We start from the raw sequence: 23,775 nt of genomic DNA, 5'->3' as shown, positions 1-23,775 counted from the left end.
CGCGTGTCGGCGGGCGCCGGGCTCGCGACGCGTGTCGGCGGGCGCCGGGCTCGCCACGCGTGTCGGCGGGCGCCGGGCTCGCGACGCGTGTCGGCGGGCCGCCCGGCCGGTGCCCCCTCCCGCGTCGGCATCGAGCGCGGGAGCCGGGTGCGGGCGCGCCCCGCGTCAGAGCGCGTCCGCGCCCTGGTTCCGCAGGGACTGGGCGTACTGCTGGAGCACCCACAACTCGTTCTGCACGGCGGACACATGCTCCGGGTCGGCGTGCTGCCCGAGGCGGGCCAGCGTGCCCTGGACGTCGCGGATACGGCGGTCGACGGCGCGCAGCCGGACCTGGACCAGCTGCATGCCCGCATAGGTCTCGTCGACCGTACGGGAGTGGACGGCCTCCACGGCGAGCTCGGTGACCAGGGCGCGCACCGTGTCGTTCGGTGCCGTGTCGCGGACCCGGGCCAGATAGCCGGGGGTGTCCTGGGTGCCCTGCTCGGCGCCGCCCGCCTCCATGATGGTCTGGCGGACCGCCGCGTACGGCGGGGCGGTGAACTCGTCGGCGCCGTATGCATCGAAGGCCGGGGACACCAGCTCAGGATGCTGGAGCGCGAGCTTGAGCAGCTCGCGCTCGGTGCGGTGGGCGGGGCTGCGCAGATTGAGCGCGGGGCCGGCCGGGGCCTGGGGGGCGTGCTGGGCGTCGTACGCACGCGGCTGCTGGGGGGCCGCGGGGCCGCGGCCGCCGCGCTCTCGGGCCCAACGGGCGAGCTGGGAGACCCGCTTGACCACGAACTGGGTGTCGAGGATGCCGAGAATGCCGGCGAGCTGGACGGCCGACTCGTGCTGGATCGCGACGTTCTTGATCCCGGCGACGATGGGTGCGGCCTCGTCGAGGGCGGCGGCGCGGCCCGCGGGGGTCTCCAGGTTGTGCCGGACCACCATCTGGCGGATCGCGAACTCGAAGAGCGGGGTGCGCGATTCGACGAGCTTCTGCACGGCGGGGTCGCCCTCGGCCAGACGCAGCTCGCAGGGGTCCATGCCGCCGGGGGTGATCGCGATCGAGGTCTCGGCGGCGAACTTCTGGTCGTCCTCGAAGGCACGCAGGGCGGCCTTCTGGCCGGCCGCGTCACCGTCGAAGGTGAAGATCACCTCGGCCGTGGCGTTGTCCATCAGCAGACGGCGCAGGATCTTGATGTGGTCGCCGCCGAAGGCCGTGCCGCAGGTGGCGATCGCGGTGGTGACACCCGCGAGATGGCAGGCCATGACGTCGGTGTACCCCTCGACGACCACGGCCGTGCTCGTTCTCGCGATCTCCTTCTTGGCGAGGTCGATGCCGTACAGCACCTGCGACTTCTTGTAGATCGCGGTCTCGGGGGTGTTCAGGTACTTCGGGCCGTTGTCGTCGTCGCGCAGCTTGCGCGCGCCGAAGCCGACGACCTCCCCGGTGATGTCGCGGATCGGCCACATCAGCCGGCCGCGGAACCGGTCGATGGGTCCGCGGCGGCCCTCCTGGGAGAGGCCGGACAGGAGCAGCTCCTTGTCGCTGAAGCCCTTTCCGCGCAGGAACCGGGTCAGATGGTCCCAGCCTGCCGGGCTGTAGCCGACGCCGAAGTGCTGGGCGGCGCCCTGGTCGAAGCCGCGCTCGGCAAGGAACTTCCGGCCGATCTCCGCCTCGGCGCCGTCGAGCTGCTCGACATAGAACTGTGCGGCGGCCTTGTGGGCCTCGACCAGCCGGATCCGCTCGCCGCGCTGGTGGGTGGGGTTGTACCCGCCCTCCTCGTAGCGCAGGGTGATGCCCGCCGTCGCGGCGAGGCGCTCGACCGTCTCGGAGAAGGAGAGATGGTCGATCTTCATCACGAAGGCGATGGTGTCGCCGCCCTCCTGGCAGCCGAAGCAGTGGAAGAGCCCCTTGCTGGGGCTGACCTGGAAGGAGGGGGACTTCTCGTCGTGGAAAGGGCACAGGCCCTTGAGGTTTCCACCGCCGGCGTTGCGCAGCTGGAGGTACTCGGACACGACGGCGTCGATCGGGACGGCGTCCCGCACCGCCTTCACGTCGTCATCGTTGATCCTGCCTGCCACGCGTGAAGTCTACGGCGGTGCGGTGACACTCCCGTCAGCCGTTGAGGGAAGCCAGTGGCACCGACGGGTCGCCGAGGGCGTCGGGGTCCATCTGCGCACCGGAACGGACGAGCTGCTGGATGGAGTCGGTGACGTCCCACACATTCACGTTCATCCCGGCGAGCACCCGGCGGTCCTTCAGCCAGAAGGCGATGAACTCCCGCTTGCCCACGTCACCGCGCAGCACCACCTGGTCGTAGGAGCCGGCAGGAGCCCAGCCCGAGTACTCCAGCCCCACGTCGTACTGGTCGGAGAAGAAGTAGGGGACACGGTCGTAGGAGACGTCCTGGCCGAGCATGGCGCGCGCGGCTGCCGGGCCGGAGTTCAGCGCGTTCGCCCAGTGCTCGACCCGCAGCCGGATGCCCAGCAGCGGATGGTGGACGGCGGCCACGTCGCCGGCCGCGTAGATGTCGGGGTCGGAGGTGCGCAGACCCGCGTCGACGGCGATACCGCCGCCGTGCGCCCGGTCGGCCAGCGCCAGACCCGCGGTTTCGGCGAGCGCCGCGCGCGGAGCGGCGCCGATCGCGGCCAGCACGTCATGGGCCGGCTGCTCCTCGCCGTCGTCGGTACGGGCGGCAAGCACCATGCCGTCCTGGCCGGTGATCTCGGTGAGGCGGGTCCCGAAGCGGAAGCGGACGCCGTGCTCGGTGTGCAGCTCGGTGAAGACCTGGCCCAGCTCGGGGCCGATGACCTGGTGCAACGGCGTGGGCAGCGGTTCGACGACAGTGACCTCGGCGCCGTAGCCGCGGGCTGCGGCCGCGACCTCCAGGCCGATCCAGCCCGCCCCGGCGATGAGCAGATGGCCGTTGTCCCGGCCGAGTGCGGTGAGCCGGTGGCGCAGCCGGTCGGCGTGGGCGAGGCGGCGCAGATGGTGGACGCCCGCGAGGTCGGTGCCGGGGATGTCCAGACGGCGCGGTTCGGCGCCGGTGACCAGCAGCAGCTTGTCGTAGCGCACGACGGCACCGTCACCGAGGCGGACCGACTTCGCGTCGCGGTCGATGGCGACGACGGACTGGCCGAGATGGAGTTCGACGTCGGCCTGCGCGTACCAGGCGGTCTCGTGGACGAAGACGGAGTCGCGTTCCTCCTTGCCGGACAGATAGCCCTTGGACAGGGGCGGACGCTCGTAAGGATGGTCGCGTTCGTCACCGATGAGGATCACTCGGCCGGTGAACCCTTCGGAACGAAGCGTCTCGGCAGCCTTGGCCCCGGCCAGTCCACCGCCGACGATGACGAAGGTCCGATGTGCGTCGACCACGTGATACCTCCTCGTTGCTTCTGCGCTGCGCAGCCTTCAGCGAGCGTCCCGCACGGAGCGTGATGACGAAAGAGGGGCTACCTTCCGGGCGGGTCATATCAGGATGAACCGGTGGACCCTCCCGTGCTCAGCCAGGCGGCCGCCGGTCGGTGAGGCGGGCGTGGAGGGTGCGGGCGGAGGCGTCGGTGAGGCTGGCGATCTGGTCGACGATCACCCGCTTGCGGGCCCGGTCGTCAGGCGCCGCCTCGTACCAGGCGCGGAACTGCGGCTCGAGACCCTCCGGGGCGCGGGTGGTGAGCGCGTGCGCCAGCTCCGCGAGCACCACGCGCTGGTCCGCGCGCAGGGTCTCCTGCTCGGCACGCTGCATGACATAGCGGTCGGCAACGGCCTTGAGCACCGCGCACTCGTTGCGGGTCTCGCGGGGGACCACCAGCTCCGCCGCGTACCGCGTGAGACGGCCGGAGCCGTACGCCTCGCGGGTCGCGCCCTCGGCGGCCAGGCAGAACCGGCCGATCATCTGGCTGGTGGCGTCCTTGAGGCGGGCCTGGGCAACGGCCGACCCGTCGTAGTGGTGCGGCCACCACACCTGGTCGACCAGACGGTCCAGGGCGTCGGACAGCTCGTGCGGGTCGGTGTCCTCGGGTACGTACCGCCCGATCGCCACGGCCCAGACGGCCTCGCGCTCGGTCCGGGACATCAGGCAGTTCGGGTCGATGTGGCCCGCGTGCAGTCCGTCCTCGAAGTCGTGGACCGAATACGCGACGTCGTCGGACCAGTCCATGACCTGGGCCTCGAAGCACTTGCGGTACGCCGGGGCCCCCGTGCGCGCCCATTCGAAGACCGGCAGGTCGTCCTCGTACACCCCGAACTTCACCGAACCAGGCTCGGTGGGGTGTCCGCCACGCGGCCAGGGGTATTTGGTCGCGGCGTCGAGGACGGCACGGGTGAGGTTGAGGCCGACGCTGACCGGTTCGCCGGTGCTCTCGCTGTGGATGAACCGCTTGGGCTCGATGCGGGTCAGCAGCCGCAGCGACTGGGCGTTGCCCTCGAAGCCGCCGCAGTCCTTCGCGAAGTCGTTGAGCGCCTGCTCGCCGTTGTGCCCGAAGGGCGGGTGGCCCATGTCGTGGGCGAGGCAGGCCGCCTCGACGAGGTCGGGGTCGCAGCCCAGCGCCGCGCCCAGCTCCCTCCCGACCTGGGCGCACTCCAGGGAGTGGGTCAGCCGGGTGCGCGGGCTGGCGTCCCAGGCGTGGCTGCGGGTGCCGGGCGTGACCACCTGGGTCTTGCCGGCCAGGCGGCGCAGCGCCGATGAGTGCAGGACGCGGGCACGGTCGCGCTGGAAGGCGGTGCGGCCGGGACGCTTGTCCGGCTCGGCCGCCCAGCGTTCGGTGGCGGCCTCGTCGTAGATGTCGGGGTCGTACGCGTCGGGGCCGAAGGGTGAGAGGTGGTACGGAGCGGTGCCGTACGCGCCGGAGCCGTGCACGCCGGGCGTGGACGAGGCGCTGCTGCCGGTGGGGCCGGTGGTGCCATCCATGCACCGAAGGTATCCGGAGCAGCCGACACTCGGGCTATGCGGCGGCCAGTTCGAGCCCCTGGGGCGCCTGCGAGCGGCTGAGTGCCTCGTCGTAGCGGTGCAGCAGCAGCCGGGCGAGGGCCGGGTGGGCACCGAGCGGCTCGGCGGCCACCCAGGGTGCGGCGGCGGCGCTGCGGGCGGCGAAGAGACCGGGGGCGGCGAAGTACGAGGCGACGGCTATGCGGTGCCGGCCGCGGGCGGTGAGCGCGCGCACGGCCGTGGGAACGGTGGGCGTGAGGGCGGATGCATAGGCGGGGACGACGGGCACGCCGCCGAGCCGTTCGCTGAGCAGGTCCGCCGTGCGGCGGGTGTCGACGGCCGAGTCCGGGTCGCGGGAACCCGCGGAGGCGAGGACCACTCCCGCACTGCGGCTGGTGCCGTCCTCGGGCCGGAAGCCCGCCTCGGCGAGCCGGGAGCACAGCGCTTCCACCAGCAGCGGGTGCGGGCCGAGCGGCTCGGCGACACGCAGCTGAGCGCCGGGGTGCGCCGCCGCGGCCAGCGGCAGGTCGTGCTTGACGTGGTAGCCACGGCTGAGCAGCAGCGGGACGAGCACGCCGCGGGCGGGCAGGGCGGCGAGGGTGTCGCCGAGCAGCGGCTCGTTCAGCTCGATGTGGCCGAGCCGGACATCGAGCCCGGGGCGGAGCTCGCGGACGCGGTCGAGGAGAGCGGAGACGGTGCGCACGGCGCGCGGGTCGCGGCTGCCGTGGGCGACGGCGACGAGGGTGGGCCGGTCGGTCTGGGGCATACGCGGCGGGTTCCGTTCAGTCTGACGTGACTCAGCTGGGTGCCGAGCTGAGCGGTGATGCGCGTGAGCAGCTGCGCGGTCGAGTCGAGGGGCAGGGAGTCACGAAGGTGTTCCGGCTCCGTCATGCACCGATGGTGACCCGCGCAGGTTGCCGGGTTGTTGCGTGAGGGTGACGGGTCTTTTCCACAGGCTCACTGCCTCCCGGCGGCGTTGTCAGTCCCCTCACCTACTGTGATCGCCAACGGAACCGATCGGGGTTCCGAGCAGGGTCGTGGGCGGTCGGGGACCGTCGGGGAGGCGCTCTCGCCATGGGCTGGATCGAGACGGAGCACGGCGGCTACGCCGTGACGCTGGACGGCACGCATGTGCTGTGCCGCAACGCCGCGGGGCGCACGCTGAAGCAGGTGCCGCCCAAGCTGAAGGACGACGCGGCGGTGGTGCGGCTGCGGCAGCTCGCCGAGTGGCTGGAGCGGCACGCGCGCGAGTGCCGGGAGCAGGTGGACACATGGCTGGTGCGCTCGCTGCCGGTGCCTGTGGCGCTGCTGGCCAGGGTGTGGCCGGACCCGGCGTGGCAGGCGGCGCTGCGCGATCTGGTGGTGGCTCCGCCGGCGGCCGACGGGTCGGCGGACATGGCGCGGGCGGGATTCCTGCGGGACGCCGACCCGCAGAAGGGCGCCGGGATCGTCGACCTGGACGGCGACTCGAAGCGGCTCGCGTGCGAGACGGTGCTGATACCGCATCCGGTGCTGCTGGAAGACCTGGACGACCTGCGGGAGTTCGCGCTGGAGCTCGAGGTCGAGCAAGGCGTGGAGCAGTTGTTCCGGGAAGTGTGGCGGCGCCCGGACGACGCCGGCGGCCTGCACTGGCGCGCTTACGAGAACGGGAAGTTCGCCCAGCTGCGGCATGCGACCGCACGGGCGGTGGCGCTCGGCTACCGGGTGCGCGGCGGTGAGGCGGTGTGCCCGCTGGTGGAGTTCGGCCGTCCGCTGGAGGCGGCGTACTGGCTGGGCGACGAGTATCCGGACGCCGAGTCGCTGACGGGGTCACTGGAGTGGCGGGACCGGCACGGGCTTCAGGTGCCGCTCGGCGAGGTCGGGCCGGTGGCCTGGTCGGAGGGCGAACGGATGGCGGCGCTGGTGTACGCCGGGCGCGTGACCGGTGACGAGGAGGGGGAGCTGCGGTGACGACGACGGGAGCGGCTGGATCGGCGACGGCGGAATCGGGGGAACCGGTGGGCGGACAGCAGGACGCGGGGCTGGGCGCGGCGCAGCTCCTCGAGGCCGGTGCGGTACTGCCGCTCGGCGCAGACGGCGGCGATTCCGGGGACGGCGGCGGTGACAGCGGGGACGGCGCCGGTGACGGATTGACGGCGCGGGCGTACGAGCACCCGGTGCTCCAGGGGCGCACGGTGGTGCGGCTGGTGCCCGGGGCCATCGGGCCGGCCGAGGATCTCGCCCTGGAGTACCTGGGCTTCACGGGAGCAGGGTCCGAGCCAGTGGGGCGCGTGAAGCGCCGGTCGCTCGGGTTCCCCGCCTGGGCGCTGGTCCACGACCCTGACCGCGGCCATCACGCGCTGGCCGTGGTCAAGGAGATGGAGCGCCTCACACGGCTCGTCGCGACCAAACCGGGCCTGGCCAAGGAGGGGTTCGACGACATCGGGGCGCGGCTGGACCGTTCGGTGCCGCATTTCCTTCCGACGTTCTACGAGCAGGCCGGACGGCTGCTCCTGGCCGTGGACGCGAAGCAGCAGGCTTCGGTGTTCTTCGGCAAGGCGCGGGCGGCCGAGCAGCGGCACGCGCTGGCGGTCGACGAGGACCGGCTGCGCGAGGTGTTCCTGGAGTTCGCCGGGGCGGGCGCGCTCAGCGCCAAGTCCCTGCGGGACCACGCGAAGGGGCTGGCCGTCCGGCTGGCGTCCGAGGAGGCGTACGCGCAGTTCCGTACGGTGTGCCTGGAGCGGTGCGCGGCCGGCCTGGCACCGTACACGGGCATGGTCGAGGACCTGCGGCGGCTCGCGAAGAGCGCGGGGCTCGACGCGGCGGGCGAGGAGCGTGCGCTGATCGCACGGATCGTCCACACCGGCGCGGTGAACCGCGCGCCCGCGGCCTTCTGGAAGGCGGCGCTGCCGGCACTGACCGCGGCGGCCGCCGAGGACCGGGCGGTACGGGAGCGGCTGCTGGAGCTGTTCCCTGATGCGGGCGGCGACCATCCGGAGCAGTTCGACGCGGCGTGGCTCGATGTGCTGGACAGATGCGGCGCGATCGAGCTGCTGCTGGACGGGACCGTGGCTGCGGCCGAGTGGCTGTCGTCGTGGGCACGGCACCGGCAGCGCAGCTGGCGCGGTATGAAAAGGCTCGCGGCCGAACTGACCCTGCTGGAGCGACTGGCGGCGCGCCTGGTCGCCGAGGGCACGCCGGTGCGCCTGATGAAGGGCGGCGGCTGGCGCACCACGGTCGACCTGGATCTGCTCGACGCGTGTCTGGCATCGGGCGTGCCCGTCGAGCCGCCCTCGGCCGGCGCGGAGAACCTGGAGCTCGGCCCCTGGCTGACGGACGAGGGTGACGGGCGCAGGGACTTGGCGGCGCTGAGCACCGATCCCCGGTTCGGCCCCCTGCTGCGCGGCGGGGTGGAGCGGGTGGCGGGTACCAATGAAGGGTCGGCGCGGCTCCAGCAGATCGCGGAGCACCCGGCGCTGCGCACGGTGCTGGCGTCCTGGCTCGCCGAACGAGCCGGCGAGCTGGACCGGCCGCTGGGCCTGCCTGGGCTCGGGAAGCTGCTGAGCCGGGTGGCGAAGTTCTCCTCGCACGCGGTGCTGTCGGCGGCGCCTCAGGCCGTGGAGCGTATCGCCGCGTTCTCCCCCGCCGGGGCCCTGGCACGCACCCTGCGCGCGGGGATCTTCGACGAGCTGGGCTGGCCGGCGCTGGAGGAGGCGCTGGAAGGGCTCGGCAAGGTCAATCCGATGGCGGCGGGGCAACGGCACGGCTATCTGTCCGACGCGTTCTACCGGATGGCGGACGCCTGGCCCGCGCTGATCGTCCGGGTCGGCGCCCGGGTGGCGCTGGTGGGACCGGACGCCGTACTGGAACGCCGCGACCTCACGCTGCCGGCGGCGTCCACGTCCTCGTACGACGTCCCGACCGTGCGCCATGTGGGCGGCCAGTGGCTGGTCGCCAACGGGCACGGCGCGGACCGACGCGCAGTGTGGACGGGGCGGCCGGCCGATGTGTTCAGGCCCGGCGGCGAATTGCACGACCACTGGACCTCCGCCCAGCACGCGACTCTGCAACTGCCCGACGGCAGCCGTACGTTCGGCGGCAGGCCGGTCCAGCCGGGCGACACCTCGTTCGCGCCCGAGCGGCGGCCGGTCGCGTCGGACGGCCTCTCCTTGTGGGTGCTGCACGACAGGGAATGGTGGGACTACGACCCTGGGTCCGCGCGCAGGGGCAGGGTCTCGGTGCCCGCCTTCTTCGACTCGGCACTGGCCGAGGGTGAGGGAGCGGCCCCAGGAGGCGGGAGCGTCCTTCTGGCCCACGCCTGCCGGCTGCTGCCGGTGCAGCCGGGCCTGGAGTCCTCGCCGTTCGGCAGCAAGGACGGCCTGGTCGGCTGGTGGGTGCGGCACGACCCGCAGGCCGGGACGCTCACCGCGTGCAGCGTGGACGGCACCCGCAGCCCGGCCGTCCCGGTGCCCCCGGACAGCCGGACCGATCGTCTGACGCACGGCATTCCGCTGCCGCCGCTACGGCTGCCGGGCGGGGCCGTCCTGCATCCGCGCGAGACGCGCGGCTTCGACGCCGTGATCCATCTGTACGACACCGAGGGTGTGGCGCTGGCCGCCCTGCAGGAAGGCGACCGGGGCAGGGCCGTCGCCGAGGGCACGTCCCTGGTGCCACCGGTGAGCCACTGGCATGCACTGCGGCCGCGTGACGAGCAGGGCTCGGCGGCGCTGCGGTCGGTCACGGACAAGGACGCGGAAGTTCTGCTGGCGGCCGTGGCGGCCGGGGCTGAACCACAAGCGGCCGTCAGGGAGTTGCTGCCGGCGGTCATCCACCCGTCCCTTGTCGCGGGTGTGGCCGGTCACGTGGCGGAAGCCGCGCGGCACGCCAGGCGTATCGGCGTCATCGCGGAGCGCTCGGCGAAGGCACCGAAGGTGGCCGAAGAGACCGGGCCGAAGCAGGCGGTGCGGCATGCGAACGACGGCCGGCTGCGTGACGCACTCAGCGGATTCACCGGATCCGCGCACTTCTACGGAGTCCGTTCCTGGGAGCGCAGCCCCACCACGGTCATGGACCAGCTGCGGGCGCTGCGCACGGTGCTGGCGCCTGACGGCGAGGCCGGCAGAGTGCCGCTGGCCGGGACCGGCGTGGGCTGGCTGACGCTGCCCGGCGCAGGCCTTGCGGCCACCGCGGTGCGCGCGGCGTCGCCGACGACGGACGAGGCGGAGCGGGCCGCGCTGCTGGAGTTCCTCGACGCCGCCCTCGACGTGCGTGCGGGTGCGCCGGAGGACGGTGACGCGGTGCTCGCCGATCCGCGGGGCAGGCTGCGGATCGTCCAGCTGCGGGCGGAACGGGTCCCCAACGGCACCCAGCGGCTGGGTGAGGTTCGGCACGCCGGCGAGCGCCGTCTGCTGATCGTGGCGTGCCAACGCACGGACGAGCGGCACGACTTCTTCAACGCCATCGAGTACGACCCTGCGGGCGCCTTCGGCGCCTGGGACGGCTTCACACTCATCGAGTCGGAGGTGCTGGGAGCGGCCGGCGACCCGGTGCGCGCGGAGGCCGTGCGCCGGCTGGTCGACGAGGTGCGGGCCCGCGGACCGGTGCCCTACCGGCCGGAGCAGGCACAGGAGTTCGCCGCCCTGGTCGGGGTCGGGGCCGTGACCGGCGCGCTGCTGCTGCTCGGGCTGCCCGGTCTGAACGGCTACGGCAGGGACGGGCTGCTCCCTGCGGAGTATCTCGCCCCGCTCGGCGCCAAGAGCGCGCACGCACAGGCCGGACGCGGGGTGCTGGCCTCCATGAAGCCTGCGGAACGGACCGCCTTCGCCGCACAGTTGCTGCCCGCCGAGCCGCAGCGCGTGAGCGAGCTGTGGACGGACGGCTTCGATCTGGCGCCGCTGACCGTAGCCTGGGTCGCCGCGCGCGGGAAGCGGCGCGTTGCTCCCGACGCGCTGATCGCCCGGATGGTGAGCGAGGTCGGCTCGGGTACGGTCCTCGACTCCGTGCTGAACCCGCACTCGCAGCCGGTGATCACCGGCCGGACCGAGCAGCCGTGCGGCGACGACGGACCCATGCCCGTGGATCCACAGCTGCTGCTCACCACATCCGAGTTGACCTCGTACGTGTCCATGCTGCGCTGGCTCGCCTACCGGCTCCCGTACGGCGACCCGCTGCGCGAGGTGCTGCCCGTCACGCTGCGGATGCTGCGCGAGCGGCTGGCCGACCCGGGGCTGCTGCTCCACGTGGGAGTGGACTGGGACAAGGACGGCGCGTCGATGTCGATGCGGCTGCGCGAGGCGCACGGGCTGCCGTCGACCGCGGGCTCCGGGCCGCGTCCCAGTGGTCTGGTGGAGCTGTCGGACGCGATCGTGCTCGCGCCGATGCGGTACCGGTCGGAGTGGGAGTCGGTGTGGGTGCGTCCCGCAGCGGTCCTGTCGGGAGCGGTCTCCGGAGAAGGGGGCACCGACCATCCGGCGCTGCGACTGCTGTCCGGGCTCGCGGGCGAGTCGGTGGCGCTCAGGGCGCTGCGCACGGTCCTGGGCGAGGAGCTCACGACGCTGGTCACCGCCGACGGGCCGGCCGGTGCGCCGCAGCATCCGCAGGTGAGTGCGCCGAAGCTGGTGACGGAGGCGGCCGGGCGGTTCGGGCTCTCGGAGGACGCGGCCACGCTCTATCTGATGCTGCTGGCGCTGCCCGACCCGACCGACCGCAATCAGGCGGAGTGGACGGGCTGGAAGCCGGCCCGGCTGAAGAAGGCCCGTGCCGAACTGGCCGCCACCGACCTGGTGGTGGAGGCCAAGCGGGCGCGGGCGGGACGTTCGCTGTTCCTGCCCGGCGGCTGGCTGGAGCAGAAGACCCCGCGGCTGCCTGCCGAGAGCTGGAAGGCACCGCTGCTGCCCGCGATCGGGAACCGCTTCGTGGTGCCCGACCGGCCTGTGGAGCAGCTGTACGCGGCGGCGTGGCAGCGGGTGGTGAGCGGTGACGCACCGGGGTTCGAGGAGTTCAAGGGCCGTGGCGGCCGGGGAGGTTCACGATGAGCACGCGGAACGGGCCGGGCGGTGGCGTCGCGGTGAGCGGGAGGCGGCAGGTCGAGCTGCCGGAGGACCGGTACGCGCACGAGCTGGAGTTCCTCGCCGGGTACGACGAGGGGCCGAGGCCGCCGGGCTGGCGGATGACGCCGCGTGCCGTCGTGCTGTTCGTGTGCGGCTCGGGCGGCGAGCCGCTGCGCGCGCCGGACGGCCAAGAGCTGGTGGTGTCGCGCAAGTTCGTCGGCGACCGTGCACTGGTCGAGCGGTGCGTGGTGACGCTGGCGGGCGAGCGTGGACTGCTGCTGGTCGGCGAGCCGGGCACGGCCAAGTCGATGCTGTCGGAGCTGCTGTCCGCCGCGGTCTGCGGCACGAGCACGCTGACCGTGCAGGGCACGGCGGGTACGACGGAGGACCAGCTGCGGTACGGCTGGAACTACGCGATGCTGCTCGCCAGGGGCCCGAGCCGGGAGGCACTTGTGCCCTCTCCCGTGCTCACCGCGATGTCGCGGGGGGCGGTGGCCCGGGTCGAGGAGGTCACCCGCTGTCTGCCCGAGGTGCAGGACGCGCTGGTCTCGCTGCTCTCGGAGCGCCGGATGTCCGTACCGGAACTGGCCGGTGGTGACGCCGCGGACGGCACCGTGCACGCGGTGCCCGGCTTCACGCTGATCGCCACGGCCAACTTGCGGGACAAGGGCGTGTCGGAGATGTCCGCGGCGCTGAAGCGCCGGTTCAACTTCGAGGAAGTCGGCCCGATCGGCGACATCGAGGCCGAGACCGAACTGGTGCGCGGTCAGGCCACGGCGGCGCTGGCACGCTCCGGGGCCGCGTTCTCGGTGGACGACGCCGTGCTGGAGGCGCTGGTGACGGCGTTCCGGGATCTGCGCAGCGGGCGCAGCGCCGAGGGCTGGGAGGTGGAGCGGCCCTCGACGGTGATGTCGACGGCGGAGGCGGTGCATGTCGCCACGGCGATGGGGCTCGGGGCGGCGTATCTGGGTGCCGGGCGGGACGTGGCGCGCACCCTGCCCGGCCATCTGCTCGGCACCGTGCGCAAGGACGATCCGGCCGATCATGCACGGCTGCTCGGGTACTGGGACGGGCCGGTACGGCGCCGGGCGGAGGGCGGGGCACCGCTGTGGCGGACGCTGTGGGAGCTGCGCGATGAGCTCAGGTGAGCAGCCTCGCGGGTCGCTCGGAGCGCGGGGGCGGTCCGGTGCCTCCGGCCCCTCCGAGGCACCGGGACCCCCTTGGCCACCCGGACCACCCGGATCCACCGGCGCCTCCGGAGCCGACAGGTCACCCGGAGCCGCCGCGTCGGTCGGATCGGGCGAACAGGCCGGATCGGCCGGACACGCCGAAGCAGCCGCATCGCGCCGGCCATCGGAAGCCGATGGATCACCCGGGCCCACCGGAGCCGGCACCCCCGGGTCCGACGGAGGATCGGCGTCGCCCGCGCGGGCGGTGGCGGAGCTCGCCGGGTGCCGTGACCCGTATCTGATCGGGGTACGGCACCACTCCCCCGCGCTCGCGGCGGCGGTGCCCGCGCTGCTGGCCGAGGCGGCGCCGGAGGTGCTGTTCATCGAGCTGCCCGAGGAGTTCGCGCCGTGGCTGGAGCATCTGGCCGACCCGGCGACGGTGCCACCGGTCGCGCTCGCGGGCAGTGGGGGAGACGGCGGACGCGGACTGGTGTTCCTGCCGTTCGCAGAGTTCTCACCGGAAATGGCGGCGATCCGCTGGGCACGGGAGGCGGGCGTGCAGGTGGTGCCGTTCGATCTGCCGCTCGCGGCCCGGTGGGATGCCGGTTCGGATGCCGGGACGGATCCGGTCGCCCGTCCTGCCGAGGATCCTCCTGCCGGTCCGGGCCCGGACGCCGGACCGGACGCCGGACCGGGTCAGGGGCCGGTTGCCGGCGCGCAGCCGCGGTCGGGTACGGGCGCACGATCCGGTGCGCAGACCGGTCCGCGGACCGCGAGGCCGACCCGCGCCGGAGCGCTCGCGGCCGCGCTGCGGGCCAGGGCCGGCGGACGGCCCGGGGACGATCTGTGGGACCGGCTGGTGGAGGCGACCGCACCCGGCTCCGAACCCGAGGCGCTGCGGCGCGCCGCACTGGCCGTCGGCTGGGCACTGCGCTCGGACACGGGTGCCGTCGACACCCACGACCTGCGGCGCGAGGCGAACATGCGGCGTCATCTGCGGGCCTGGACAGGCCGGCGGGCGGCTGCCGTGATCGGTGCGTTCCACGCACCCGCACTGCTGCCGGGGTCCGTCACCGCCCCGGCGGAGACGGAACCGTCGGCGGAGGGACCTGCGGTCGTCACCTCGCTGGTGCCGTACTCGTACGCCCTGCTCGACGAGCGCTCCGGCTACCCCGCCGGGATCCGGGATCCGGAGTGGCAGCACGGTGTGTTCCACGCGGCCGGCGATCACAGGCGGCTGGACGAGCTGCTGACCGGCACGGCCGTGCGGATCTGTGCCGCCGTGCGGGACGCCGGGCATCCCAGCGGGCCCGCCGATGCCCGCGAAGTGGTGCGCATGGCACGCGACCTGGCGACCCTGCGCGGGCTGCCCGCCGCCGGGCGGGGGGAACTGGCGGAGGCGGCCCGGACCGTGCTCACCCAGGGCCAGTTGCTGGGGCGTGGCCGGGTGGTGGCCGCCGCGATGGAGCGGGTCCTGGTCGGCACACGGCTCGGGCGGCTCGCACCGGGCACGCCGCGTTCCGGACTCGGTCCCGCGGTCGAGGCGCTGCTCGGCGAGCTGCGCCTGCCCGGACCCGGCGAACCCGGGCGACGCGAGCTGCGGCTCGACATCCTGCGCAGTGACCTGGACCGGCGCCGCGAGATCTGTCTGAGACGGCTGACGCTCTGCCATGTCCCTTACGGGGAGGAGTCCCACGTCGCCGGTGTCGGCGACGCCGCCGCGCTGACGACCCGCTGGGCGGCGGCCTGGTCACCGTCCACGACGGCGATGCTCGACATGGCGGGCGCGCACGGCGTGACCCTCGAACAGGCCGCCGCAGGGATGCTGCGACGGCGGCGCCACGAGCAGCAGCGGCAGGGTGGCCCGACCGCCGCCGACGTCATCGAGGGGCTGACCGAGGCAGCGCGCTGCGCGCTTCCCGAGCTAGCCCTCTCGCTGCTGGCCGAGGCGGCCGTGCTGCTCCCGGCCACCGGCACGCTGCCCGAACTGCTGGCCGGGATGACCCTGTTGGACCGCGTCCGCTCCGGGCATCTGGCGGGTCTCGGCGAGGCCTGGGAGCGGGCCGCGGTCGACGCGGCGTACGAGGAGCTGTCGGCGGCCGGTGTACGCGCGCTCGACGGGCTCGCGGGCTCCACCGAGCCGGACGACGCCCGTGCACTGGTGGCGCTCGCCGGCCGGGCCGATGCCCTCGGCGGCGGTCTGCGCCTCGCCGACGCGCTGGCCCGTCTGGACGCGTCGGCGACGCCGCTGATCCGGGGTGCGGCCGGCGCGGCGCGGGTGCTGCTGGGGCAGCGGGACGCGGGCGAGTTCGGCACCCGGCTGGCGTCCCGAACGGACAGCGCCACATCACCGGAACTGCGGACCGCACTCACCGGGTTCCTGCGCGGCACGCTGCTCGCGGCGGGCCCGCTGCTGGAGGCGGGCCGGGCGCTGGATCCGCTGCTGGAGCGGGTGGAGTCCCTCCCCGACCGTGCCTTCCTGAACCGGCTCCCGGCACTGCGCGCTGGATTCGAAGCACTCGCCCCGGCGGCGCGCGGCCGCCTGCTCGCAGTGGTGGAGGATCGCACAGGCACGGCGGCCGGCACTCTCACGGGCCCCGTCACCGACCCGGTGATCCTGGCCCTCCTGGCCGATGCGGACCTGACTGGCCGCGAGACGCTCACGGCAAGGCAGTTGTCGCCGGTCGCGGCGGCGACCGGGCCGGAGACCGCCCCGCCGGGCGATCCCGGAACCGCCCCTGCGGGCAACCCCGGTGCGGCAGCCGTCGGCGTGCGTGACCGAGCGCACCGCCACAGTGCCGAGTCCGGCCACGGCCTCGACGGCCTCGTCGGACCGCTCGGTCCCGGTGCCGTCCCCGCCGCGAACGCGCCCGGGGCGGCCCCCGCCCCACCCGGACCCACGACCGGCCGAACCACCGCGTCGGGTGCCGCGACAGCGGCGGACGCCCCCGCAGGCGCGGCGACCACCGGGCCGGAGACAGCCCCGTCCGGTGTCCCGGGCGACCCCGGAACCCCCGAGAGCGGGGCACCTGCCGCCCCGGCCGGACTCGGGGCCGGCGAGCGGTGGCGGCTTCTGCTCGGGCAGGGCCGGGAGTTGACCGGCAGTGCCGGGCGGGTGGCCACCGCACTCGACGAGTTGTACGGGCGCGGGCACGGTGAGGGCTCGCGCGGTGAGGACGGGTACGGCGGCAGCGGTCAGGGCGGCGGCACCGAGGCGCCGTACCCCGATGTCCGGGCCTGGGCCGAGGAGCTCACCGCCCTCTTCGGGCCCGGTGTGCGTGAGGAGGTGCTCGCAGCCGCCGCCGACGCCGGACGGCTCGACGCCGCCCTCGAGGTGGACCCCGCCGCCGCGCGGCCCTCCGTGGAGCTGCTGCGCACGGTCCTGTCCTACGCCGGCGGCATGCCCGAGCAGCAGCTCGCCCGGCTCCGGCCGCTGGTGGCCCGGCTGGTAAGGGAGTTGACCACAGCGCTCGCGAACCGGCTGCGCCCCGCGCTCACCGGGCTCGCCCGCCCGCGTCCCACCCGCCGCCCCGGCGGCCCGCTGGATCTCCCGCGCACGCTGCGGGCCAACCTGGCGACCGCGAGCCGGGACCCCGCCACCGGGGCCGTCACGGTCCTGCCGGAGCGGCCGGTCTTCCGCACGCGCTCGCGGCGCGCCGCCGACTGGCGGCTGGTGCTCGTCGTCGACGTGTCCGGTTCCATGGAGGCCTCCACCATCTGGTCGGCGCTGACTGCCTCCGTCCTGGCCGGGGTCCCTGTCCTGAGCACGCACTTCGTCGCGTTCTCCACCGAGGTCCTCGACCTGACCGACCATGTCGACGACCCGCTGAGCCTGCTCCTCGAGGTCCGCGTCGGCGGCGGTACGAACATCGCCCGCGGCCTGCGCCACGCGCGCGAGCTGGTGACCGTGCCGTCGCGCACGCTGGTCGTCCTGGTCAGCGACTTCGAGGAGGGCGGCCCGGTCGGCCCGCTGCTGTCCGAGGTGCGGGCGCTGGTCGACGCGGGCTGCCATGTGCTGGGCTGCGCCTCCCTGGACGACCAGGGCCGCCCGCGCTACTCGGCGGGCGTGGCGGGCAGGCTCGTCGCCGCGGGCATGCCGGTGGCCGCCCTCAGCCCTCTGGAGCTGGCCCGCTGGGTCGGCGAACGCGTAGGAGGTTCGCACCGGTGACCAGCCCCTCATCTCCCGCGCTGCCCCCGGTCGCCGCCGACGTCGCGGCCGGTGCGCTGGAACTGCTCCCGCAGCGCCTGCGCAAGCGCATCGACCCGGCCGTCGCCAAGGCCTCCGGCTGGCCGGTGGAGGCGACGCACGACGGGGTGCGTGTCCGGGTGGACGCGGACACGTCCGTGACACTGAAGGTCACGGACGGGATCGTGGCCCGCCCGGAGGACGCCGTCTGCGACTGCCTGCTGTCCCCTGCCTGCCTGCACCGCGCCGCGCTGCTGTCGAGTGCGCCGCTGGCCGAAACCGGGGCCGCCGGACCGGCCGCCGTGGAGCAGGCCGCCGGGACAGGCCCTCAGCCGGACACCGCGCCGGACGAGCCGCACACCACGTCGGACGAGCCGGACGCGGCCGCCGTACCGGAGAAGCCGGACGCGGCCGCCGCACCAAAGGAGCCGGACGCGCCGGACGGCGGCGTCCAACCCCTCACCGCCGCGCAGCAGTCCGCTCTCGTCGGGCTGCGACGCGCCGCCACCGGCGTGCTCGTGGCGGGGGTCGCCGGGGGCGGGGCCGTACAGCGGGTGGAACTGCTGCACGCCGCGCACTCGGCGCGCATCGCCGGGCTGCCGCTGCCCGCCGCTGCCGCGGTGCGGATCGCCCGGCGGCTGGACGAGGCGCGGTCCGGCGACCCCGGCTTCCGGCTGTCCGAGCTCTCGGCCGAGCTCGCGGGTCTGCTCGGTCTTCTGCGGCGCCCGGCCGACGCCGTCACGCCCGCCCGCCGTGCCTACCGGCCCGCCAAACCGCTGCGTCTGCACGGCCTGTTCACCGAACCGGTGGTCACCGCCTCCGGGTATGTGGGCGCGACCGGCTACGCACTCGCTCCCGACGGCGGGCTGCGCACGCTCTCGGACATCGCCCCCGGAGGTCCCGAGCGGGCCGCCGCGGCAGCCCTGTCACCGGTGCCCGGTGGCTGTGCGCTGTCGCTGCGCGAGTGGGGCGACGGCGGCGCGGTGATCCTCACCGACCCGACCGTGTCACCGGAGGGCAGGATCGGCGGGGGTGCCCGTCTGCGTTCCGTACGGGCGCCCGGTGCGGCCTGGCACGAACCGCCGCTCGATGCGCTGTGGCAGAAACCACCCGCGGACCAGCTCGCATCCGCGCTGGACTGGCTGCATCTGCCGGCCGACGACCGTCCGGCGGGCGGCGATCTGCTGTTCCTCTCCGGAGTCATGACCGGTCAGGGCGGCTTCGCCGTCACGGGTGGCCCCACGCTGCGGCTGCTCGCCCCGGACGAGCGGCCCGAGTTGCCGTACGCGGAGAATCTCCGGCTGCTCGGTTCGTACCCGGGGCTCGCGCTGCGGCTGGCCGGCCGGGTCGTGCCGGACCGCCCGGACGGCATACGGGCGCTCGCCGCCGCCTGGAGGGGGCACGACGGCGGGACCGTACGCGTGGACCTGGGTCTGCGCCGGGTTCACCGCACCGATGTGCCCGCTCCGTCGGCCGTCTTCGCCCCGTGCCCCCCGCCTCCCGCGTTCCCGGTCGAGCTGGATCTGCTGCGGCGTGCCGTCCACCGTGCGGTCGCGGGCGGCCGGGCCGTCACGGCAGCGGCCGCCGACGGTGAACTGCCGCGCCGGCTGCGGGCGGTGGGCCTCACCACGGGTGCGGACTGTGCACGGGCGCTGGCCGCAGCAGCGGCCGAGCGACGGCACGACGCCCTCGGGCGGCTGCTGCCCGGCGACCCGGACGCGTTCGCGACGGCATGGCTGGCGGCCGCGGTCTATGTGTCGGCGGCGGCCGGTTCGCTGCTTGCGGCGGCATGGTCTGCAGCCGGCCCGGACGCGAGCCAGACCCGCAGCGGCCCGGCCGGGGCGCAGCCCTGACGGATCGCGGCGTCCAGGTCGTCCCCGTGCTCGTACCCGACGACGGGCGTGCCCGGCCACCGCCGGGCGACGGCGCCCAGGCAGCCGGCCCAGGCGCCGTCCAGGTCGTCGTCCACGGCGAACAGGTTCGAGACTCCCGCGGCCCCGGCGCCGAGGTTCACCACGGCTCCGGCGACGATGCGCCCCTGTCGCGTGCCGGACCGGGAGTGCGCGGCCAGGAAGGTGACCGCCGGGTCGGACAGGAGCTCCGGGCGGAACAGGCCGGCCAGGCCCTGTCCGCCGTCCCAGGCGGCCGCCCACTCGGTGAGTCCGGCGGGGCTCGTCACCTGCTTCCACTCGGTCTCCGGCGGCGCCGCGGGGGCGGGCAGATCGCCCGGGCGGTGCAGCCACTGCGCCTCGAAGAGCACATCGAACCCCGCCGCCGTCAGATCGAGGGCCGCGAAGCTGTCCTTGACCGAGCAGCCGGCGCTCGCCGTGTCGACCGTGCCGAGGACGTCGTCGGCCCTCGCGTCCCGGGTCAGCGTCACCGCGTCGGGGTACAGCAGCGGTGTCCGGCGCGCGCTGGTCCAGGCGCGGGCGCCGAAGCCGCCCGGCACTGCGTGGGCGCGGCACATCGCGTCGCACCACTCTGCGTTGTTGCGGGCCCCCACGAGCGCCCTCTCGGCCATCATGGCGGTGATCATGTCAGGAAGCCGTGCGGCCGACCGAACCTTTTACCGCGGGACGACGTCTGACCTGGCATGAGGGGACCTCTGAAGAAGCTGCGCCTGCCCAGGAGCCTGCCGAGACCCCGGCTGCCGCGTACTCGGCGCGCCCGGCGCCGGACCGTGCAGGCGGTCATGCTCGGGTGCGTGTTCGCGCTCGCGCCCGCGACCTGGATGCACGCGGTCGCCGACAGCCGGGTCCGTACCGCCGCCGAGGTCCCCGCACAGGAGGTCGCCGTCGTTTTCGGGGCCGGGCTGTGGAACGGCCGGCCCACGCCGTATCTCGCCCACCGCCTGGATACCGCAGCCGAGCTGTACCGGACGGGCAAGGTCAAGGTCGTGCTGGTCACCGGCGACAACAGCCGGGCGGAGTACGACGAGCCCGACGCGATGCGCACCTATCTCGCCGAGCGCGGTGTGCCGGACAGGCTGATCGTCAGCGACTACGCCGGGTTCGACACCTGGGACTCGTGCGTACGGGCCAAGAAGATCTTCGGGGTCGATCACGCGGTCCTGGTGACACAGGGCTTCCACATCCGGCGCGCCGTCGCGCTGTGCAACGCGGCCGGGGTCGATGCGTACGGCGTCGGGGTCGTCGAGCCGCACGACGCGACCTGGTACTACGGCGGCGTACGGGAGATGTTCGCGGCCGGCAAGGCGTCGCTGGACGCGGCGCTGCGGCCCGACCCGCACTTCCTCGGCGCGAAGGAGCCGGGGGTGCACGACGCCCTGGCCGACGCCACCGGCCGCTGACAGGCACCGGCGGTCCCCCGCCGGACTCGCGTCCCGGTCCGCGGCGCGCAACAGTGATCCGTATGGAAAACGACGTGGCAACGCTCCTGGCCCGGCACTCCGAGGCGCTCACCCTGTTCACCGAGCGTGTGCACGCCGTGCACACCGACCAGTGGGACGATCCGACGCCGTGCACGGAGTGGTCCGTACGCGATCTGGTCAATCACCTCACCGCCGAGCAGCTGTGGGTGCCCGATCTGGTGAGCGACGGGGCGTCGATCGCGGAGGTGGGCGACGCCTATGACGGAGACGTTCTCGGCAGCCGCCCCAAGACCGCCTGGGACGAGGCCGCGCGGGCGGCACGCAAGGCCTTCGCCGCCGAGGGGGCGCTGGAGCGGACCGTGCGGCTGTCGTACGGGGAGACTCCGGCGGTCGCGTACTGCGCGCAGATGATCACGGACGCGGTGGTGCACTCCTGGGACCTGTCACGGGCGATCGGCGCGTCGGAGCGGCTGCCGGACGAGCTGGTGGCCTTCGCCCTGGAGGAGGTCACTCCGTATGCGGCCGAACTGTCGAAGTCCGGGCTGTTCGCGCCGCCGATCGAGCCGCCACCGGGTGACAGCCACCAGTCCCGGCTCCTGGCAATGCTGGGCCGGCGCGGCTGACCCGGGGCCACGGCCCACGAGGTGTCCTCACCGGGCGGCGGGGTGCGCACGGAGGCAGGCGTACCCCGCTCGTAATGCGAAGCGTCCGCCCGCGTAACACGGACGTTCCACGCTGGGCACCATGCGCGACGAGACCACCCCGACCCACTGCCCGTACTGCGCCCTGCAGTGCGGCATGAATCTGCGCGCCACGCCTGCCCCCGGTGCCGGTGGCGGCGCGGTCGTCGAGGTGGTGGAACGGGCCGATTTTCCCGTCAACCGGGGTGCGCTGTGTGGCAAGGGCCGCACCTCCCCCTCCCTGCTCTCCTCCCGGGTGCGCCTGACCGAACCGCTCGTCCGATCCCACGCCACAGACCGGCTCGAGCCGGCCACCTGGGAGGAGGCCCTGGCCGCGATCGCGGACGGGCTGCGCCGTACGAGGGCGCAGCACGGTCCGGACGCGGTGGGAGTCTTCGGCGGCGGCGGTCTGACGAACGAGAAGGCGTACACGCTCGGCAAGTTCGCCCGGGTCGTGCTCGGCACCTCGCAGATCGACTACAACGGGCGTTTTTGCATGTCGTCGGCGGCGGCCGCGCACAACAAGGCCTTCGGGCTCGACCGGGGGCTGCCGTTCCCGCTGGAGGACATCGCCCGCACCGGGTGCGTGATCCTCGTCGGCTCCAATCTCGCCGAGACGATGCCGCCCGCGCTGCGCTATCTGACCGAGCTGAAGGAGAACGGCGGCAAGCTGATCGTCATCGACCCGCGCCGCACGAAGACCGCCGAGCAGGCCGATCTGCATCTGGCGCCCCGGCCCGGCACGGATCTCGCGCTGGCGCTCGGGCTGCTGCACGTGGTGGTGGCCCAGGGGCGCACGGACGAGGAGTTCATCCGGTCCCGTACGAGCGGCTGGCCGGAGGCGCGGGCCGCGGCGATGGCGCACTGGCCCGAACTGGTCGAGCGGATCACCGGCGTCGGCGTGCCCCAGCTGCGCGAGGCGACGGCGATGTTCTGCGACGCGCCGACCGGGATGGTGCTCACCGCGCGCGGGCCCGAGCAGCACTCCAAGGGCACGGACACGGTCAGCGCCTGGATCAATCTGTGCCTGGCCACCGGCCGGGCGGGCCGCCCGCTGTCCGGCTACGGGTGTCTGACCGGGCAGGGCAACGGGCAGGGCGGCCGGGAGCACGGCCAGAAGGCCGACCAGCTGCCGGGCTACCGCAAGCTGGACGACCCGGCGGCGCGCGCCCATGTCGCCGCGGTGTGGGGTGTGGAGCCACAGACGCTGCCCGGGCCGGGACGCAGTGCGTACGAGCTGCTGGACGCGCTGGGCCAGGACGTGAAGTCGCTGCTGCTGATGGGGTCGAACCCGGTCGTGTCCGCGCCGCGTGCGGCGCACATCGAGGAGCGGCTGCGCTCCCTGGACTTCCTCGCCGTCGCGGACGTGGTGCTGTCGGAGACGGCCGCGCTGGCGGACGTGGTGCTTCCGGTCACCCAGTGGGCGGAGGAGACGGGTACGACGACGAACCTGGAGGGCCGGGTACTGCTGCGCCGCAAGGCCGTCGACGCGCCCCCCGGAGTACGCAGCGATCTCGAGGTGCTGGGCGCGCTCGCCGGACTGCTCGGCCACGAGAAGGGGTTCTCCTGCGACCCGGAGGAGGTCTTCGACGAACTGCGCCGTGCGTCGGCGGGCGGTCCGGCGGACTACTCGGGCATCACGTACCCCAGGATCACACAGGAGAACGGCGTGTTCTGGCCGTGCCCGGACAGCCCCTCCGACGAGGGGGGCGCGCCCGCCCATCCGGGGACGCCGCGACTGTTCCTGGACCGGTTCGCGACGCCGGACGGGCTGGCCCGGTTCGTCCCGGTCGGCCACCGGCCCGCCGCCGAGGAGCCGGACGCGGAGTACCCGGTGCTGCTGACGACCGGGCGGGTCGTGGCCCAGTACCAGTCCGGCGCGCAGACCCGGCGGGTCGACGAGCTCAACGCGGCCGCGCCCGGGCCGTTCGTGGAGCTGCATCCGCAGCTCGCCGAACGCCTCGGGGTCCGTGAGGGGGACTCCGTCGCGGTGGTGTCGCGGCGCGGCCGGGCGGTGGGCCCGGCACGCATCACGGGCGGCATACGGCCGGACACCGTGTTCATGCCCTTCCACTGGCCGGGCGAGGGCCGGGTCAACAGCGTGACGAATCCGGCACTCGACCCGACCTCACGGATGCCCGAGTTCAAGGTGTGCGCGGTCCGCGTGGAACTCGCGCAGCAGACCGCGCCGGTGGCCGCGGCCTGAGGTACGGGGGACCTCAGGCCGGGCCCGGCGCGGTCCGTCCCGGTCCGCCGGTCCGGCCTCGCGAGCGGCCGGACCGCCGCGGCCGGGCGCACCGGATCCCGGCGCGCCGCGCGCGCCGGGATCCCAAGGGTCGGCCGTGCCGGGCGACCGGACCTCCCAGGTTCGCCGGGCCCGGCGGACAGGACCTCACAGGGCCGCGACGCGCCGGCCGGACCGCACCGCACACGGTCCGGCCGGCGCGCCGGTACACGGCCGCCGTCCGGGA

The 23,775-nt window shown here is 74.3% G+C and carries 13 protein-coding genes; 8 read left to right on the top strand and 5 right to left on the bottom strand.

What is annotated here, in order from left to right; all coding sequences use genetic code 11:
- Positions 1-165: 165 nt before the first annotated feature.
- From dnaG to OHS70_RS25440, 4 genes are all read right to left on the bottom strand, one after another.
- The gene (gene dnaG, locus OHS70_RS25455) at positions 166-2,064 is read right to left on the bottom strand and encodes a DNA primase (RefSeq protein WP_328400879.1); all 1,899 of its coding nucleotides are present in this window, start codon (positions 2,062-2,064) and stop codon (positions 166-168) included.
- Positions 2,065-2,098: 34 nt separating this feature from the next.
- The gene (locus tag OHS70_RS25450) at positions 2,099-3,361 is read right to left on the bottom strand and encodes an NAD(P)/FAD-dependent oxidoreductase (protein WP_328400877.1); all 1,263 of its coding nucleotides are present in this window, start codon (positions 3,359-3,361) and stop codon (positions 2,099-2,101) included.
- Between the two features lie 127 nt (positions 3,362-3,488).
- Positions 3,489-4,892 carry a deoxyguanosinetriphosphate triphosphohydrolase gene (locus tag OHS70_RS25445; RefSeq protein ID WP_328400875.1) on the bottom strand — a complete coding sequence of 468 codons (1,404 nt, stop codon included), beginning with the start codon at positions 4,890-4,892 and terminating at the stop codon, positions 3,489-3,491.
- A gap of 34 nt (positions 4,893-4,926) precedes the next feature.
- On the bottom strand, positions 4,927-5,676 hold the full coding sequence (locus OHS70_RS25440; protein WP_328400873.1) for a sirohydrochlorin chelatase: 750 nt from the start codon (positions 5,674-5,676) through the stop codon (positions 4,927-4,929).
- Positions 5,677-5,984: 308 nt separating this feature from the next.
- Here OHS70_RS25440 and OHS70_RS25435 point away from each other — a divergent pair, with 308 nt between their 5' ends.
- The 5 genes from OHS70_RS25435 to OHS70_RS25415 all read left to right on the top strand — a co-directional run bounded on the left by OHS70_RS25435 (position 5,985) and on the right by OHS70_RS25415 (position 19,146).
- Entirely contained in the window at positions 5,985-6,860 is an 876-nt protein-coding gene (locus tag OHS70_RS25435; RefSeq protein WP_328400871.1) for a DUF4132 domain-containing protein, read from the top strand.
- Positions 6,857-11,923, top strand: coding sequence for a hypothetical protein (locus OHS70_RS25430; RefSeq protein WP_328400869.1), 5,067 nt, complete (start codon positions 6,857-6,859; stop codon positions 11,921-11,923). The genes OHS70_RS25435 and OHS70_RS25430 overlap by 4 nt, the downstream gene beginning before the upstream one ends.
- The gene (locus OHS70_RS25425) at positions 11,920-13,086 is read left to right on the top strand and encodes an AAA family ATPase (protein WP_328400867.1); all 1,167 of its coding nucleotides are present in this window, start codon (positions 11,920-11,922) and stop codon (positions 13,084-13,086) included. Before OHS70_RS25430 ends, OHS70_RS25425 begins: the two co-directional genes overlap by 4 nt.
- 286 nt (positions 13,087-13,372) lie before the next feature.
- Complete coding sequence (locus OHS70_RS25420; RefSeq protein WP_328400865.1) at positions 13,373-17,275, top strand: DUF5682 family protein; 3,903 nt, start codon at positions 13,373-13,375, stop codon at positions 17,273-17,275.
- Positions 17,272-19,146 (top strand): hypothetical protein, encoded by a 1,875-nt coding sequence (locus tag OHS70_RS25415; protein ID WP_328400863.1) that lies wholly within the window; start codon positions 17,272-17,274, stop codon positions 19,144-19,146. The genes OHS70_RS25420 and OHS70_RS25415 overlap by 4 nt, the downstream gene beginning before the upstream one ends.
- Here OHS70_RS25415 and OHS70_RS25410 read toward each other — a convergent pair.
- Positions 19,044-19,814, bottom strand: a complete 771-nt coding sequence (locus OHS70_RS25410) for a hypothetical protein (RefSeq protein WP_328405895.1) — start codon at positions 19,812-19,814, stop codon at positions 19,044-19,046. The genes OHS70_RS25415 and OHS70_RS25410 overlap by 103 nt on opposite strands.
- Before the next feature lie 72 nt (positions 19,815-19,886).
- Here OHS70_RS25410 and OHS70_RS25405 point away from each other — a divergent pair, with 72 nt between their 5' ends.
- The 3 genes from OHS70_RS25405 (at position 19,887) to OHS70_RS25395 (ending at position 23,510) form a co-directional block, all read left to right on the top strand.
- The gene (locus OHS70_RS25405; protein ID WP_328400861.1) at positions 19,887-20,603 is read left to right on the top strand and encodes a SanA/YdcF family protein; all 717 of its coding nucleotides are present in this window, start codon (positions 19,887-19,889) and stop codon (positions 20,601-20,603) included.
- 62 nt (positions 20,604-20,665) lie between these two features.
- Positions 20,666-21,247, top strand: coding sequence for a TIGR03086 family metal-binding protein (locus tag OHS70_RS25400; protein WP_328400859.1), 582 nt, complete (start codon positions 20,666-20,668; stop codon positions 21,245-21,247).
- Positions 21,248-21,368: 121 nt separating this feature from the next.
- The gene (locus tag OHS70_RS25395) at positions 21,369-23,510 is read left to right on the top strand and encodes a molybdopterin oxidoreductase family protein (protein ID WP_328400857.1); all 2,142 of its coding nucleotides are present in this window, start codon (positions 21,369-21,371) and stop codon (positions 23,508-23,510) included.
- Positions 23,511-23,775 lie beyond the last annotated feature (265 nt).

The sequence above is a fragment of the Streptomyces sp. NBC_00390 genome (genome assembly GCF_036057275.1).
Classification (GTDB): Bacteria; Actinomycetota; Actinomycetes; order Streptomycetales; family Streptomycetaceae; genus Streptomyces.
The sequence above is the reverse complement of the archived record's forward strand: the minus strand, read 5'-3'. Positions and strand labels throughout refer to the sequence as shown.